Source organism: Streptomyces sp. NPDC020299 (genome assembly GCF_044387825.1).
Lineage (GTDB): Bacteria > Actinomycetota > Actinomycetes > Streptomycetales > Streptomycetaceae > Streptomyces.
Genome location: NZ_JBIRWL010000008.1, coordinates 269,634 through 285,004 on the forward strand (window position 1 = coordinate 269,634; position 15,371 = coordinate 285,004).

The window sequence follows — 15,371 nt, forward strand, 5'->3', positions numbered from 1 at the left end:
CCTCACCCGGTGGCGAGGCTGGTACGGGACTCCAGTGAGCGTCGGGTGTCGTCGCCGTAGACGCCGTTCTCGTCGCCCCTGATTCCGTACCAGAGCTGGAAGCGGGCCACCGCCGCGGTGAGCCCGGCGTCGTAGGTGCCGCTGGTGGAGCCGTCCCGGTAGACATCCGGGATGCGCAGCAGGCGCTGCTCCAGTTCGGTGACCTCGGGTCCGCTGTCGCCCTCGCGGAGCGTGCCGGCACCGTCCGGGTCGGCGGTGGCGGTGGCCGCGGCGGTGGGCGCGGTGCCGGCCGACTCGGTGGGGGCGGCGGAGGTGGCCGGCGCGGAGGGCTGCGCGGCGGAGGCGGTCTCCTGGCGGCCGGGCAGCAGCAGGGCGCAGGCGAAGCCGACCAGCGCGGCCGCGGTGACGGCGACCACGACGGCGGCGCGGCGCAACCCGGGGCCGAATCCGAAGGCCCCGCTGCGGCGCGCGGCGCGCCGCTGCCGCCCGGGCGGGGCGTCGGACACACGCGGCAGTTCCTCGGTGTCGTCCTCGACGGGCGGCCTCGCCCAGTCCTGCGGGCCGGACGGATCCGCGAAGGCGTCCGCGGCCGACGGGCCCGCCGGGACATCCGCGGCGAACGGATCCGCGACGGCATCCGGGCCGGGCGGCCCCGGGGAGGTCTCCGGCCGGGCCGCGTCCTGTTCCATCTCCCGCATCAGCTCGGCGAGCGCGTCGAGGCGGCGGGGACGCAGGACGCGGATGGGTTCGAGGACCGGGCCACGGCTCGGCCCGCCCTGATCGTGCGGTGTCGACACAAGCGCTCTCCTTCCGTCCCCGAGCAGAGATACGCAAGCACCGCCCCCGGAGTTCAGAAAGCACTCAGTTCCCCCGAAGCCGCACTGAGTGCCATGAGATCCGGACGAGTGCTACGTTCACGTTCATGAGCTCCAGCAGCGCGGCGGCGGCCGCGAAGCCGCCCATGCGGGACGCCCTGGTGGCGGCGGCCTTCCGGCTGTTCCTGGAACGCGGCTACGAACAGACCACGGTGGACGACATCGTGGCCCTCGCGGGGGTCGGCCGGCGCTCGTTCTTCCGCTACTTCCCCTCCAAGGAGGACGTGGTCTTCCCCGACCACGAGCGCTGCCTGGCCGACATGAGCACCTTCCTGGCCGCGGGCGGCGCGGAGCACGAGCCGGTGCGGCGGGTCTGCGACGCGGCCCGGCTGGTGCTGCGGATGTACGCGGAGAACCCCGACTTCTCCGTGCAGCGCTACCGGCTCACCAAGAAGGTGCCGGGACTGCGCGCGTACGAACTGTCCGTGGTCTGGCGCTACGAGCGGGCGCTCGCCGAGTATCTGCGCGGCCGTTTCGCCGGGCGGCCCGACGGTGCGCTGCGGGCCGACGTCATCGCGGCGGCGGTGGTCGCGGCACACAACAACGCGCTGCGCTCCTGGCTGCGTTCGGGCGGCGAGGGCGACGCGAGCGCGACGGTGGACCATGCGCTGGGGTACGTGCAGTCCGCCTTCGGCCGGCCCTCCGTGGTGGTGCCGGGCGAGCAGCGGGACGACGACGTGATCGTGCTGGTCTCCCGGCGCGGTGCGCCGCTGTGGCGGGTGGTGCAGGAACTCGAGTCCGCGCTCGGCCGTGGCTGATCCGGCCCGGGCCTCGGATCGACTGACACAGATTCGGGGTACGGAGTGCCTTTACGAGTGGCACTGAGTGCCATACTCTGTCGGCGTGCACGGTGGCACGGTGAACCGGGCACGCGTGTGCGCGGCCGGGGCCGGGCACGCGGATTCCGGCCGAGCGCAGGGAGTTGACCAGCGTGTACCACCATTCAGGAAGCGTCGCTCATCCGGCGGGCGGCTCGGCGACGGACGTCCTCGACCCCCAGGCCGCGGACTCGGGCACCCTTGTCTTCCAGCGCTGCAACTGGTGCGGCACCGCCATGTACCACCGGCTGCTGTGTCCGGTCTGCCAGGGCAGCGACCTGCGCACCGAGCGCAGCGAGGGCGTGGGCACGGTCCGCCACTCCACCGTGGTGCACCGCAACACGCCCGCCGCGCGCAATGTGTCGCTGATCGAGATGGCCGAGGGCTTCGTCGTCCGCGGGCGGGTGATGGGGCCGCCCATCGGCATCCACAGCGGGGACCGGGTGCGGATGTCCACCGCGAAGGACCCGGTGCGCAGCGAGCCCGTCTTCCAGTTGCTCGACGAGCCGTACCGCGCCTGGAGCTGACGGCTCGGAGCTGACGGCTTCCCTCCGTCAACGAGGCATCACCGCCGCGGAATTCACCTCCGCCGCACAGGCAACCCACAGCCGCCTCTTCCCGTCCTCCGGAACGCGAGGGGCCCCCGGGACGGCCGGGGTGTCCGAACTCGGCGTCGGAGGAGGAAAACAGTGGTCCGTGCCCGGCGAATATGGGTCACCGCCACGGTGTTGCTCGCGGTGGCGGGTGGATCTCCAGGGCTGGCACAGGCGCAACAGCGGTCAGGCGCACAGTCGTCGGTGAACGCGTCCGAGGAGAAACTGCCACCGGGCTGGCACATCGCCGGTGCCCGCTCGGCACCGGAGCTGGTGTGGCGGTCGGACGCGCGGGTGCCCATGGGCGATGCGCGCGTGGAGTTCCGTACGGCGGGACGGCTGCTGGGCGTTCCGGCGCCGGGGCAGGACGGGCACAGCTTCCGGCTCGGCCTCGACGGGGTACGGCCGGCCGAGCTGAAGAACCTCCAGGTGTGGTCGGGCGGGCGGCGGCTGGACGCCGGGCCGGCCACCGCGTCACGGGACCGCGGCACGGCGGCGGCAAGGCTCCCGGCCCCGCTGCCCGCGAACGGCGTCGACCCCGGCAAGCCCGGCCGGTACCGGACCGTGACCGGTGAGTACACGCTGGGGTCGGTGCGGCTGCCCGGCCTTTCGGAGCCGGTGGAGATGAAGGGCGTGGTGGTGGCGCCGTCCGGGGCCACCGGGCGCAGGCCGCTGGCGCTGTTCCTGCACGGGCGCCACTCCACCTGCTACGCCCCGCACGGCGACATCACCGGCGCCTGGCCCTGCACGAGGGGCACCAAGCCGGTGCCCAGCTACCGCGGTTATCTGCGCGACCAGAAGCTGCTGGCCTCGCAGGGCTATGTGACGGTGTCGATCTCCGCCAACGGCATCAACGGCCAGGACGACGCCGCCGAGGACGGCGGCGCGCAGGCCCGTTCGTCGCTGGTGCGGCTGCACCTCGCGCAGTGGGCCGGCTGGGCCGAACACCCCGGTACCGCACCGGCGGTGGTCCGTGACGCGCCGCGCGCCGATCTGTCCCGCGTCCTGCTCGTCGGGCACTCCCGGGGCGGCGAGGGCGTCAACAGGGCCGCGATGGACAGCCTCTACCCGCCGCCAGCGGACCAGGACGGCTACCACGGCCCGGTGCGCTGGCACATCAGCGGCACCGTACTGATCGGCCCCACCGTCTTCGGCCAGAACCCGGTGGCCGACGTGCCGTCGGTGTCGATCCTGCCCGGCTGCGACGGCGATGTCTCCGACCTCCAGGGCGAGGTGTACGTCGACGGCACCCGGGGCGTCAGCCGGGGCACCGCCCTGCACAGCGCCGTCTACGTGATCGGCGCCGACCACAACTTCTTCAACACCGAGTGGACGCCGGGACAGGCGCAGGCCCCGGCCGAGGACGACTTCTGGAACGACCCGGACCACCCGGACCCGGTGTGCAGGAAGGGCGCGGCCACCCGGCTGACCGCGAACCAGCAGCACAAGGCGGGCTCCACCTACATCGCGGCGGCCGCCCGGGTGTTCGTCGCCGGGGACGACCGGGTGCGTCCGCTGCTCGACGGTTCGGGCCGGCGGGCCCCGTCGGCGGATCCGGCGCGGGTGCTCAGCCACGCGGTCGGTGCGAACCGGGGTGCCAGGTTCCTGCCGGACGACCCGGCCGGCCAGGTGTCCGTCTCCGGCGCGCGGCTGTGCGCCGCCGTCGACCCCGATCCGTCCGTCGCCTGCCTCGGCCGGAACGTCAAGGGCAGCTCGCCGCACTTCGCCACGTGGGAGACGGGGAAGGAGACCGGCCGGCACGCGATCGCGCTGCGCTGGACGTCGTCCGGTTCCCCGGCGCGGATCAGCACCGCCCGGCCCCTCTCGCTCGGCGGCGCCAAGGCGCTGGCAGTGCGTGTCATCGTCCCGCCGAACACCTCCGGGACGCAGTTGGACGTGGCCCTCACCGACACCTCCGGCCGCACCGCGACGCTCGGCCGGGTGCGGGTGGACGGACTGCCCGGCAGTGACCGGACCGCGTCGTACTGGGCGCGCGAACTGCACGTGCCGCTGGCCGCGGCCGGCCGGGCCGGGCTCGACCTGCACCACGTCAAGTCCCTCCGTCTGACTCCGCGTTCACGGTCCGGGCAGGCCTGGCTGATGGACGCCTGGGGCTGGCGGCCCGGCACTCCGGCGGCGGGCACGGCGAAGCTGTCGCGCGTGGACGTCGGCCGGACCACGGTCGACGAGGGCGACTCGGGCGTGCGCACCTACCGGGTGCCGGTCCAGGTGTCCGGGCAGGGCAGCGGCCAGGTACGCGTGTACGTCGTCGACCCGGTCACCGGTGCGGCGAAGGACCGGCTGGTGACGGTCCGGCCCGGCGGGCACGACATCGACGTACCGGTCGAGGTCGAGGGGAACACGCGGTACGGCGAAGACGTGCCGCACGACATCCTGGTCAAGGCGGTCAAGGGCACGGTCGCCGGCTCCTACCGGGGCGGGGTCACCGTCCACAACGACGATGCCGCGCCCAGGATCACCGTGACCCCGGTGGCCGGCCGGGTCACCGAGGGAGCGGCCCTGAAGTGGCGGGTCTCCCTCTCGGAGGCCGCCGACGTGGACCTCGGGGAGGCGTTCACCGCGGTCCCGGTCTCCGGGACGGAGCTGTCCACGAAGGACGTCGACCCGGCGTGGCTCAGGGACGCCACGGGTGCGTCGCCGGACCCGGAGCGGCCGTTGTCCAATGCCGGCGTCTTCCTGTGGGTGGACGTGCCGGCGGGCTCGCTGAGCACCGACGTGACCCTGCCCACGGTCAGGGACCGGGTCGCCGAGCCCGAAGAGTCGGTCCGCTTCCAGCAGCTCGCCGGCCAGGGCAGCCACCAGTCCGACAGGCTGGTCCTGGACGGCACCGTGCTGGACGCCTCGTAACGGCGTACGGCATACGTACGGCACACACCGGCGGGGTCGCGGCGCACGAGCCGCGGCCCCGCCTGCCTTTCGCGGCCCGCTCCGTCAGGGTGTGAGGGTGACCGTGATGCCCACGGTCCCCTCCCGCCCCCGGCGCAGCCGGCTGCCCAGCAGCGTCAGCCGGCCGGCGATGCCGTACTTGCGGGCGATGAGGCCCCGGTAGCGCTCGGCCGTGTCCGCGTCGCCGATCTCCGCGGTGGCGGGAACCTGGTCGCCGGTCGGCCGGCCGCGCACGTCGCAGGGCCCGACGACGACGTCCGGGCGGCGGCGGATGCGCTTGACCTTCCAGGAGTCGGCGACCGTCCAGACGCCGAGCGCGGCCCCGTCCCGTACCACCCAGACCGGGGTGGCGACCGGGGTGCCGTCCTTGCGGTAGCTGGTGACGAGCAGGTACTTGCCCGCGGCGAGCCGTTCCAGCGGCGAGTCGTCCATACCCGCAGTCTAGGAGGACGACCGCTGCCCGAGCAGGGCGAGATAGCGGCGGGCGAAGAGGTAGGCGTCGCCCGGCCAGCGCGCCGACAGGTAGGTGCCGTCCTGGACGGCGAAGGCATGCGTGTCGTCGTCCGCGGTGCCGCGCCGGGTGAGTTCCCGGGGGCCGCGCTCGAACTGCCGGGCCGGGTCGGCGAGGGCGGAGCGCACCTCGTCCTCGACGTAGGCGGGGTAGGTGCGGTAGTAGCGGCCGAGGCGCCAGGCGGTGGTCCAGTAGGCGGTGCGTTCCATGTACTTGGGCAGGCAGGTCGTGCGGCGGCCGGCGAGCACGCTGCGGCCGGTCGCCGGGTCCTCGGTGCGGGCCGCCACCAGGACGCCGTGGCAGATCGCCCCGACGGGACGGCCCAGCGCCCAGAACCGGGCGACCTGGGACCGCAGTCCGGCCGAGCCCAGGTACTGCCGCATGCCCGGCGCGTGTCCGCCCGGCAGCAGCAGGCCGTCGAAGTCGGCCACGTCCACGTCCGCCCAGCCCTGTGTGGCGGTGAACTCCGGTGCCGCGCACAGCGCTTCGTAGAACCGTCTGGGCTCGTCCGCCGCACCCAGCTGCCCGAACAGGACGCCGGTGAGCAGCCGGGGGTCGGCGGCGGGCCGGGTCCCCGCGTGTTCGGTGGCGAAGACGATCTCGTGCCCCGCGTGGGTCAGCAGCCGCCAGGGCACGGCCACCTCGGTCACGTCGAAGTCCTGGTCGGGGAGCGGCATCAGCACGCGCATGGGCCCATCATGTCAGGGCCACGCCACCCCGGTACCGCCACCGTCACCGCGGTACCGCCGCCGTCACCCGAGCGCCGCCGCCATCCGCCGTACCCCCTCCGTGATCACCTCCGGCGAGGTCGCCAGGTTCAGCCGTACGTGCCCGGCTCCCCCGGTGCCGAACGGGATGCCGGAACTGAGGGCGACCCGGCCGCGCGCCAGGAAGACCTCCGCCGGGTCGTCCCCCAGACCGAGGGCCCGGCAGTCGAGCCAGGCCAGGTAGGTGGCCTCGGCGGGGCGGTGCCGGATCGCGGGCAGGTGCTCGGCCAGCAGACGGGCGAGCAGCCGCCGGTTGTCGTCGAGGCCGGCCAGCAGGGCGTCCAGCCAGCCCGTGCCGTCCCGCAGGGCGGCCGTGTGGGCGAGGACGCCGACGTGGCTCGGGCCGTGGCTCACCTCCTCGGGCAGCCGGGCCAGGTCGGCGGCGGCCGACGGTCCGGCGACGGCCAGCGCGGCCTTGAGCCCGGCCAGGTTCCAGGCCTTGGACGCCGACATCAGCGACAGACCGTGCTCCCCGCCCGGCACGCTCAGATACGGCACGAAGGCGGCGCCGGCGGCGACCACCGGGGCGTGGATCTCGTCGGCCACGACCCGCACTGCGTACCGTCCGGCGAGCGCGGCGACGGCGGCCAGCTCCTCGGCGGTGTGCACGGTGCCCGTCGGGTTGTGCGGGCTGCACAACAGGTACGCGGCCCGCCCGCCGCCCGCGACGGCCGCCCGGAAGGCCTCCTCCAGGACACCGAGGTCGATCCGCAGCCCCTCGCCCAGCGGGGCTTCCACCACGCGCCGGTCCATGTGCGTGACGAACTGGAAGAACGGAGGATAGACCGGCGGGTTGACCACCACCGGGTCACCGGGCCCGGTGACCAGCCTGAGCATCTCGACGACGCCCAGCATCACGTCGGGCACGATCGCGGTGCGCTCCACGGCGAGCCCGTCCCAGCCCCACCGCTCGGCGGCGAACGCGGCCAGCGCCTCGGCGTAGGCGGTACCCGCCGGATAGCCGGTGTCGCCGAGTTCCATCGCGTCCGTGACGGCGCGCACCACGGCCGGGGCGAGCGGCACGTCCATCTCGGCCACCCACATCGGCAGCACGTCCTCGGGGTAGGTGCGCCATTTCATGCTCGTACGACGTCGGAGGCGGTCGAGGGTGAGCACGCGCAGGGGGTCCGGTTCACCTGGTGTGCCGTGCGGGGTGCTGGTCATGAGGTCAAGATAGGCGGCCGGGAGTGTGACGCGGTACGGGTCGGGGCCGCCGCGCGCCGTGGAAAAGGCCGGACCACCGGCGGAGATCAACTCCGGCGTCTAGATTGCCTTTTGACCCCTGTACCTCTCATCCGGCCCCTCAGGAGCTGACCGAAGTGACCGAGAATCCGGCAGTCACCAACGACGTCGCCGTGTCGCTGCGCGCCCGCATCAACACCGACCAGCCGCACACGGCCAGGATCTGGAACTACTGGCTCGGCGGCAAGGACAACTACGAGGTCGACCGCGCGGCCGGCGACCAGATCCGCGCGCTGCACCCGGGGATCGGGGAGTACGCCCGCGCGGACCGGCTGTTCCTGGGGCGCGCCGTGCGGCACCTGGCCGGTGACATCGGCATCCGCCAGTTCCTGGACATCGGCACCGGCCTGCCCACCGCCGACAACACGCACGAGGTCGCCCAGCGCGTCGCCCCCGAGAGCCGGATCGTGTACGTGGACAACGACCCGCTCGTACTCGCCCACGCGCGGGCCCTGCTCACCAGCACCTCCGAGGGCCGCACCGACTACCTCGACGAGGATCTGCGCAACGTCGACGCGATCTTCGAGCACGCCGCGAAGACCCTGGACTTCAGCGAGCCCGTCGCGCTGATGCTGCTCGGCGTGGTCATCTTCGTCGGCGACGACGAGGACCCGTACGGCCTGGTCCGGCAGCTGGTGGACCGGCTGCCCGCCGGCAGTCACCTGGTGCTGTCGCACACCATCACCAGCCCGGCGATGCCCGACGTGGACGAGGCGGTGAAGTTCTGGAACGAGCACGGCACGCCGAAGCTCACCCAGCGCGCCCCCGAGGACGTCGCCCGCTTCTTCGACGGCCTCGAACTGCTGGAGCCGGGCGTGGTGTCCTGCTCGCGCTGGCGCCCGGAGCACGCCCACGGGGCCGAGCCGGAGGAAGTGGCCATGTTCGGCGGGGTGGGCCGCAAGAGCTGACCGGAGAAGATCACCGGTGCGGTGAACACCTGAGCCCCGGGCCACGTATGAAGGACAGGGCGCTCAACGACCGGAGGGCCCCGCGGTGTTGTCCAGGCACCGCGCGTTCGGGGTTCGGGAGCCATGCGATGAGGCACGCACGACGACGGGTCGTCCGGCGGGTGACACAGCTGGCGGCGGTCGGCGGACTCCTGCTGGGAGGCGTCATGGTCACCCAGGCCATGGCGAGCGAGACTCCCGGCACGTCCGCCGCGCCGTTCAGTACGGCGGAGCAGGCCGGGAACACCGGCACCGCGCTGGTGGCGAAGCTCGGCACCTCCCGTACGGCGGGCAGCTGGATCGGCACCGACGGGCGCCCGGTCGTCGCGGTCACCGACGACCGGGCGGCGGCCATGGTGAAGAAGGCGGGGGCCGAGCCGAAGGTCGTCCACCACAGCATGAACGACCTGAAGTCGGCCGCCACCACACTGCGTTCGGCGCCCCGCGTGGCCGGCACGGCGTGGTCCGTGGACTACAAGACCAACGAGGTCGTGGTGCAGGCCGACAAGACCGTGTCGGCCGCCGACTGGACCAAACTGTCGAAGGTGGCGAAGGGCATCGGCGGCTACGTGCGCATGGAGCGCACCCAGAGCACCTTCACCACCCGCGTCAACGGGGCGCAGCCGATCCTGTCGACCACCGGCCGCTGCTCGGCCGGCTTCAACGTCACCAACGGGCAGAGCGACTTCATCCTCACGGCCGGTCACTGCGGTCCCTCCGGATCCACCTGGTTCGCCGACAACCAGGGCAACCAGCAGCTGGGCACGACGCTCCAGAGCAACTTCCCCGGCAACGACTTCTCGCTCATCCAGTACGCGACCGGGAAGGCCGGGGACGGCGCCGACGTGGTCGCCATCGGCAACGGCAACGGCGTCCGGATCACCGGAGCGGCCGATCCCACGGTCGGGCAGCGGGTGTTCCGCAGCGGCAGCACGAGCGGGCTGCACGACGGCACGGTGACCGGGCTCAACGCGACCGTGAACTACCCCGAGGGCACCGTCACCGGCCTCATCCAGACCAATGTGTGCGCCGAACCGGGCGACAGCGGCGGCCCCATGTTCTCGGAGGGCATCGCGCTGGGCGTGACCTCGGGCGGCAGCGGCGACTGCAAGACGGGCGGTACGACGTTCTTCCAGCCGATCACCAAGGCCATGTCGGCGCTGGGCGTCCAGCTGATCGTGTCGGCGCAGAACGCCACGGGCGGCCAGAACGCGTCGTCCGCGCCTTCTTCCACGGCCTCCCAGAGCGCCGTCGCGCCCAACGCGGCCTCTCCCGGCTCGTCGGCCCCGGCCACCGGCGCCGCGGAAGGCACCACCTTCCTCTCCCGCCTCACCGACACCAGGAACGTGGGCCCCGGCCTGCTGCTGATCGCGGGCAGCCTGATCGCCCTGGTCGCGACGCGCTACTTCCGCTCGGAACAGGACCGCAGGGCGTACCAGCGGTACTACGGGGCGACCTGGGGCTGAGGCCCCGGCCCCGGACGGCAACGAAAGAAGGGCACCCGTGTCCTCACGGGTGCCCTGGACGGTGCTGGGGGCCGGTGGATCAGGCCGCGTGGTCCGACGGAGGAGTGGCGGCGGCCCACTCCATCACGAGCCGCTGGTACTCCTCGCGCTGCTCGGTGGTCAGTGTCCCGCCCGACCGGAGCCACAGGGCCCGGATCTCCTCGTTGACCTCCGCGGCCGATCGCTCGGAGACGGCTTCAACAGTGGTGGACATGGTGTGAAGCATATGCCGCTCGGCGTGAAGGCACCGTGAGTAAGTACGTGGAATTCGGACATTAAGGACCGTGTTACTCGTCACGTCAAGAGAGCTCAAGAGAGCGGAGAGCTACGGGGAGTTCAGCCCTCGACGGTGCCGAGCACCAGCACCTGGATCGCCAGCACGGCCGCCCCGCGTGCCCAGTCGTGGAAGTCGGAGATCTTCGTCTCCAGCCCGACCGGCGGGGCCAGCGGGTGGCGGCCCGCCCGGATGCCCTCGTGCACCGCCGCACCGGCCACGTCCATCAGCCCGACCCCTTCGCCGGCGAGCAGGATCTTCTGCGGCATCACGAAGTTGGCGATCTGGGCGATCAGCGTGCCGAGCGCCCGAGCCGCCTCGTCGATCACCCGCGTGGCCATCGGCTCCCCGTCGGCGGCGCGGGCGAGGATCTCCTCGTACGTCGCGTCGCGGCCGGTGGCGGCCCGGATCTGGTAGCGGATGCTGGGGATCGTGAGCAGGGACACGGCGCTGCCGCGCGCGCCGTCCGGGGTCAGCGGGCCATGAGGCTGGACGATCCAGTGCCGGCCGAACCCGCGGTCCTCCTCGGCGTGGGGCACCCGCTTGCCGCCGAGCACCAGTCCGTAGCCGATGCCGGCCCCGATCGTCAGCACCACGAAACGGTCGAGGCCGCGCCCTGCCCCGAACCAGGTCTCGGCCTCCACGAGGGCGGCGACGTCGTTCTCGACGACCACCGGCAGCCCGGTGCGCTCCCCCACCAGCCGGGCCAGGGGCGCATCGCGCCAGCCCAGGTAGGGGGACTCACCGACCACGGCGCGCTCCCGCACCAGACCGCCCACACCGATACCGATGCCCGCGAGCGGGGCGGGGGCGCCGGCGGCGAGCTCGGCCGTCATCGCCGCCAGCACGTCGGCCACCTCGCCGGGGTCATGACCGGTGAGCGGGCGGTCGAGCCGGGCGACGACCTCGCTGCGGAGCGTGGTGACGACGCCGTAGACCATGTCGTCGGTGACCTTGAACCCGAGGAAGGCCCGGGAGCCGGCCACGACGTCCAGGGGCTGCGAGGGACGCCCCTGCCGGGTCCGGTCCGCGGCGCCCGACTCGGGCACCTCGACCAGCAGACCGGACTCGATCAGCGGTTTGGTCAGCCGGGTGAGGCTGCCCGCCGAGAGGTGCAGGCGCCGGGCGAGCTCGGTGCGGGAGAGGGGGCCGTGGACGAGCACCTCGATGGCCACGGAGCGCTCCGCGGGGCTCAGCGGGTGCCATCCGGGCTCAGGTTGTTTTTGCATCAGAAATAAGTCTGCCATCCTCTCCGGGCGGCGGGGAGGAGGAATCGACCGGTTGCCGACTCTTGACACCTAGATTCTTTTGCTTCAAAAGTAAACCCATGACATCCACCAGCACCACCTTCTCCGTCGGCATCGTCGGAGCCGGACAGTTCTCCGGCCAGTTCGCCACGCTGTTCCAGGCCCACCCGGGAGTCGGCGACGTGTTCGTCACCGACCTGCTGCCGGAGCGGGCCGAGCGGCTCGCCGCCGCGCAGGGGCTCGCGGGCACCTTCCCCTCGTACGAGTCCATGCTGGAGTCGCCGGCGGTGGACGCGGTGGCGATCTTCACGCAGCGCTGGACCCACGGCCCGCTGGTCCTGCGGGCGCTGAACGCCGGGAAGCACGTGTACAGCGCCGTGCCGATGGCGATCAGCACGGAGGAGATCGCGGCGATCATCGACGCGGTCCGGGCGACCGGGCTGACCTACATGATGGGCGAGACGAGCCAGTACAACCCGGCGACCGTGCACGCCCGTAACCAGATCGCCGAGGGCGCCTTCGGGCGGCTGTTCTACGCCGAGGGCGACTACGTCCACGACATGGACCTGGGGTTCTACGAGGCGTACCAGTACAGCGGCGGCGAGAACTGGAAGGAGACCGCCAGCTATCCGCCGCTGCTGTACCCGACGCACTCGGTGGGCGGGGTGCTCGGGGCCTGGGGGACGCACGCGGTGAGCGTGTCGGCGATCGGTGTGGTCGACGAGCGCGGGGACGGCGTGTTCGACAAGGAGGTCAGCCAGTTCGGCAACGACTTCTCCAACGCGACCGCGCTGTTCGAGGTGGCGGGCGGCGGATCGTTCCGCACGAACGAGTTCCGCAGGGTCGGCTACCCCTCGCACATACGCGAATCCCGGTTCCGGTTCTTCGGTACGGAGGCGAGCATGGAGCAGCTCGCCACGGTCGCACTGTGGCAGGACAAGAAGGGTGTGAAGGACATCACGGAGCTGCTGGAGCCCAAGCCCACGATGTCGCCGGACGACCCCTCGCTCCAGCACATCGCGCCGGAGCTGCGGGCGGCCTTCACCTCCGGCTCGGCGCCGGTGCACGACCGGTCCCGGCTGCCGAGGGAGTTCGACCACCTGCACAACGGCCACGAGGGCAGCCACCACTTCCTGGTGGACGACTTCGTGACCGCCGTGGGCAACCGCACCCTGCCGTCGGTGAACGCCTGGGTCGCGGCCCGCTACACCCTGCCGGGCATCGTCGCGCACGAGTCCGCGCGGCAGGGCGGGGTCCGGCTGGAGATCCCGGACTTCGGGGACGCGCCCCAGGGGTGACGGATCAGGTGCCCGGCATGTCAGGTGCCCGGCTTGCGGCCGTAGACGAAGACGTCGTCGCCGGTCCTCAGCAGCGACCAGTACTTCTTGGCGTCCTTGGTGGTCATGTTGACGCAGCCGTGCGAGCCCGGCGGGTTCCACATGCTGAGATTCACCGAGTGGAAGGCCTGGCCGCCGTCGAAGAACTGGCTGTAGGGCATCGGGACGTTGTAGACGCTCGACACGTGGTCGATGTCACGCCAGTAGATCTTCTTCAGGCCGGTGCGGGTCTCGAACCCGTCCCGGCCGGTGCGCACCGGCACCGGGCCGTAGACCAGCCTGTCGCCGTCCTGGACCCAGCTCAGCTGGAGGCTGAGGTTCACGCAGGCGATGCGGCCCTTGTTCACCGGGCACTTGCCGTCCTTGTTGGGGTCGTCCCCGACGGCCTTCTGCTTGTTCATGAGGTCCATCACGCCCCAGGTGACAGGACCCGCGTAGCCGACGGCGGGCGTGATGCCATGCTTGTTCTGGAAGGCCTGGATGGCCCTGCAGTCGGCGGAGGACTGCCTTCCGTCGACCGGACGGCCGAGGAACTTCTCCACCTGCTTCTGGTACGGCCCTGCCTGTGTCGTACAACTCGCCGCCTGCGCCGGAGCGGTGCCCAGCGCGAGCGTGAGCGGCGCCACGATTGAGGTGATGCCCAGTGCTACCGCGCTTCTTCTGCGTATGTCCCCCATGCCTACCTCTCGCCTTTCTGTCCCGGTCACCGCACCCACGATGCCCGATTACTGGACCGATGTCGGGTGATGACGGTTGTAGGAACAATCACCCTGTGACGAACCGGTGAATCCCGTCACCGTGTATCAGGCCAGCCTTCCCGAACTGGACCGGGTGGTAAGCATCGCTCCGGGCGGGGCGGCCAACAGGGCGGGTAACGTGCGCGCATGTCCGCGTTCATACAGCAACTCCCCGCCCTGATCGGCGTCGTGATCGGCGCGCTCGGCTCGTATCTGGCGGTGGTACGGGGAGACCGGGCACGGTTTAGCCGTGAGCAGACGGCCCGCTGGGAGGAGCGGCGGCTGGTGGTGTACGCCGACTACGCGCGCACACTGAAGAGGGCGGTCACGCTGACGTACCGGGTCGCCGCGCACCTCGGCAACGACCCGCATCCGCACCCGCTCTCCCCACAGGAGGCGGCCCCCCTGCTGGCCGAGGCCGACCTCGCCCGGGACCCCGCCGGGGAGGCGCTCCTCCTGCTGGGCAGCCCGGCGGTGGTGGAGAAGGCCCGGGTGTGGGTCGTGACGTTGATGGAGATGGAGCGGTTCCTGCGGGACCGGACCCACGCCCCCGAGGCCTGGCAGGAACTCCTGCACCTGCAACGGACCGCCCGCGACGGCTACTACACGGCCGTCCGAGAGGACCTGGCACTCCCACCCGGCCACCCGGCCCACTGGCCACTGCCCTCGGTGAACGATCAGCGATAGCCCGCGGTGCCGGCCGGCTTGCCCGCGTCCTGGACCTCCGTCAGATACCGCCAGGCGTCCGGCCGGCTGCCGTCGAGGTCGGTGAAGCCGTACTCCTGGGCGAGGCCCCCGCTGGAGAGGGAGGTGCCGTTGAAGCGGGTCACGTCCGGATCGGCGGCGAGGGCGGCGACGGCGCGGCCGATGTAGCGCGGGGTCTCGGAAATGGCGAAGTGGGGCTCACGGGCGAGGGCGTCGCGCCAGGTGTCCTCCCGTACCCCGAAGGTGTCGAGCATGATCTCCGAGCGCAGCCAGCCCGGGGTCAGGGCCACTGCGGTGGCGCCGCGCGGACCGAGTTCATGGCCGAGGGCGAAGGCCATGCGCAGGACGGAGGCCTTGGCCAGGTCGTAGAAGAGGTTCACCCGGTAGGTGTCGCGGTTGTGGTCGGCGGTGCCGTCGGTGACCTCGACGACCAGGCCGCCGGGGCGGCGCAGCAGCAGGGGCAGGGCGTGGTGGCTGGTGATCACGTGGGTCTCGACGGCGAGACGGAGCAGCCTCAGGCCCTTGTCGAGATCGTGCTCCCAGACCGGGGTGTCCCAGGCGAAGAGGTGCTCGGCGCCCCAGATGTCGTTGACCAGGACATCGAGGCGCCCGGACTCCTGGGCGATCCGCTCCACGAGGGCGCGGACCTGCGCCGGGTCCAGATGGTCGGCGGGTACGGGGATGCCCCGGCCGCCGGCCTCGGTGACCAGGTCGGCGGTGTCCTCGATGGTCTCGGGGCGGTCGTACTCCGAGCGCCGCGCGCGCGTGCTGCGTCCGGTGACGTAGACGGTGGCGCCGGCCGCGCCGAGTTCCACGGCGATCCCCCGACCCGCCCCGCGCGTCGCCCCCGCGACCAGTGCGATCTTGCCTTCCAGCGGACCCGGCATGTCCGGCCTCCCGTACCCG

General features: G+C 72.3%; 15 protein-coding genes. 7 read left to right on the forward strand and 8 right to left on the reverse strand.

Annotated elements, in window-relative coordinates:
* Positions 1 to 2: 2 nt before the first annotated feature.
* Positions 3 to 797 (reverse strand): peptidoglycan-binding domain-containing protein, encoded by a 795-nt coding sequence (locus ACH45E_RS22240; protein WP_361445630.1) that lies wholly within the window; start codon positions 795 to 797, stop codon positions 3 to 5.
* Between the two features lie 125 nt (positions 798 to 922).
* On the opposite strand from ACH45E_RS22240, the gene ACH45E_RS22245 reads away from it, so the two are divergent.
* The 3 genes from ACH45E_RS22245 to ACH45E_RS22255 all read left to right on the forward strand — a co-directional run bounded on the left by ACH45E_RS22245 (position 923) and on the right by ACH45E_RS22255 (position 5,154).
* Positions 923 to 1,633 carry a TetR family transcriptional regulator gene (locus ACH45E_RS22245; protein ID WP_361445633.1) on the forward strand — a complete coding sequence of 237 codons (711 nt, stop codon included), beginning with the start codon at positions 923 to 925 and terminating at the stop codon, positions 1,631 to 1,633.
* A 173-nt stretch (positions 1,634 to 1,806) separates the two neighbouring features.
* Positions 1,807 to 2,220, forward strand: a complete 414-nt coding sequence (locus ACH45E_RS22250) for a zinc ribbon domain-containing protein (protein ID WP_361445636.1) — start codon at positions 1,807 to 1,809, stop codon at positions 2,218 to 2,220.
* Between the two features lie 162 nt (positions 2,221 to 2,382).
* Complete coding sequence (locus ACH45E_RS22255) at positions 2,383 to 5,154, forward strand: hypothetical protein (protein WP_361445639.1); 2,772 nt, start codon at positions 2,383 to 2,385, stop codon at positions 5,152 to 5,154.
* A gap of 84 nt (positions 5,155 to 5,238) precedes the next feature.
* Here ACH45E_RS22255 and ACH45E_RS22260 read toward each other — a convergent pair whose 3' ends face one another.
* The 3 genes from ACH45E_RS22260 to ACH45E_RS22270 form a co-directional block, all read right to left on the reverse strand.
* Positions 5,239 to 5,625 (reverse strand): PPOX class F420-dependent oxidoreductase, encoded by a 387-nt coding sequence (locus ACH45E_RS22260; RefSeq protein WP_361445642.1) that lies wholly within the window; start codon positions 5,623 to 5,625, stop codon positions 5,239 to 5,241.
* 9 nt (positions 5,626 to 5,634) lie between these two features.
* Positions 5,635 to 6,393, reverse strand: a complete 759-nt coding sequence (locus tag ACH45E_RS22265; protein ID WP_361445645.1) for a type 1 glutamine amidotransferase domain-containing protein — start codon at positions 6,391 to 6,393, stop codon at positions 5,635 to 5,637.
* Positions 6,394 to 6,456: 63 nt separating this feature from the next.
* On the reverse strand, positions 6,457 to 7,635 hold the full coding sequence (locus ACH45E_RS22270) for an aminotransferase class I/II-fold pyridoxal phosphate-dependent enzyme (RefSeq protein WP_361445648.1): 1,179 nt from the start codon (positions 7,633 to 7,635) through the stop codon (positions 6,457 to 6,459).
* A 155-nt stretch (positions 7,636 to 7,790) separates the two neighbouring features.
* On the opposite strand from ACH45E_RS22270, the gene ACH45E_RS22275 reads away from it, so the two are divergent.
* Both ACH45E_RS22275 and ACH45E_RS22280 read left to right on the forward strand, forming a co-directional pair.
* Positions 7,791 to 8,621, forward strand: a complete 831-nt coding sequence (locus tag ACH45E_RS22275) for an SAM-dependent methyltransferase (protein WP_361445651.1) — start codon at positions 7,791 to 7,793, stop codon at positions 8,619 to 8,621.
* Positions 8,622 to 8,749: 128 nt separating this feature from the next.
* Positions 8,750 to 10,126 (forward strand): S1 family peptidase, encoded by a 1,377-nt coding sequence (locus ACH45E_RS22280; RefSeq protein WP_361445654.1) that lies wholly within the window; start codon positions 8,750 to 8,752, stop codon positions 10,124 to 10,126.
* A 79-nt stretch (positions 10,127 to 10,205) separates the two neighbouring features.
* On the opposite strand, the gene ACH45E_RS22285 is transcribed toward ACH45E_RS22280, so the two are convergent.
* Together ACH45E_RS22285 and ACH45E_RS22290 are read right to left on the reverse strand one after the other, a co-directional pair.
* A complete protein-coding gene (locus ACH45E_RS22285; RefSeq protein ID WP_361445657.1) occupies positions 10,206 to 10,391 on the reverse strand; it encodes a hypothetical protein in 186 nt (61 codons plus the stop codon).
* A gap of 110 nt (positions 10,392 to 10,501) precedes the next feature.
* Positions 10,502 to 11,668, reverse strand: a complete 1,167-nt coding sequence (locus ACH45E_RS22290) for an ROK family transcriptional regulator (protein WP_361445660.1) — start codon at positions 11,666 to 11,668, stop codon at positions 10,502 to 10,504.
* A gap of 98 nt (positions 11,669 to 11,766) precedes the next feature.
* On the opposite strand from ACH45E_RS22290, the gene ACH45E_RS22295 reads away from it, so the two are divergent.
* Complete coding sequence (locus ACH45E_RS22295) at positions 11,767 to 12,984, forward strand: Gfo/Idh/MocA family oxidoreductase (RefSeq protein ID WP_361445663.1); 1,218 nt, start codon at positions 11,767 to 11,769, stop codon at positions 12,982 to 12,984.
* A gap of 20 nt (positions 12,985 to 13,004) precedes the next feature.
* Here ACH45E_RS22295 and ACH45E_RS22300 read toward each other — a convergent pair whose 3' ends face one another.
* Positions 13,005 to 13,700 carry a L,D-transpeptidase family protein gene (locus ACH45E_RS22300; protein ID WP_361445666.1) on the reverse strand — a complete coding sequence of 232 codons (696 nt, stop codon included), beginning with the start codon at positions 13,698 to 13,700 and terminating at the stop codon, positions 13,005 to 13,007.
* A 207-nt stretch (positions 13,701 to 13,907) separates the two neighbouring features.
* Here ACH45E_RS22300 and ACH45E_RS22305 point away from each other — a divergent pair, with 207 nt between their 5' ends.
* Positions 13,908 to 14,447, forward strand: a complete 540-nt coding sequence (locus ACH45E_RS22305) for a hypothetical protein (RefSeq protein ID WP_361445669.1) — start codon at positions 13,908 to 13,910, stop codon at positions 14,445 to 14,447.
* Here ACH45E_RS22305 and ACH45E_RS22310 read toward each other — a convergent pair.
* Positions 14,438 to 15,352 (reverse strand): SDR family oxidoreductase, encoded by a 915-nt coding sequence (locus tag ACH45E_RS22310; RefSeq protein WP_361445672.1) that lies wholly within the window; start codon positions 15,350 to 15,352, stop codon positions 14,438 to 14,440. The genes ACH45E_RS22305 and ACH45E_RS22310 overlap by 10 nt on opposite strands.
* Between the last annotated feature and the right edge of the window lie 19 nt (positions 15,353 to 15,371).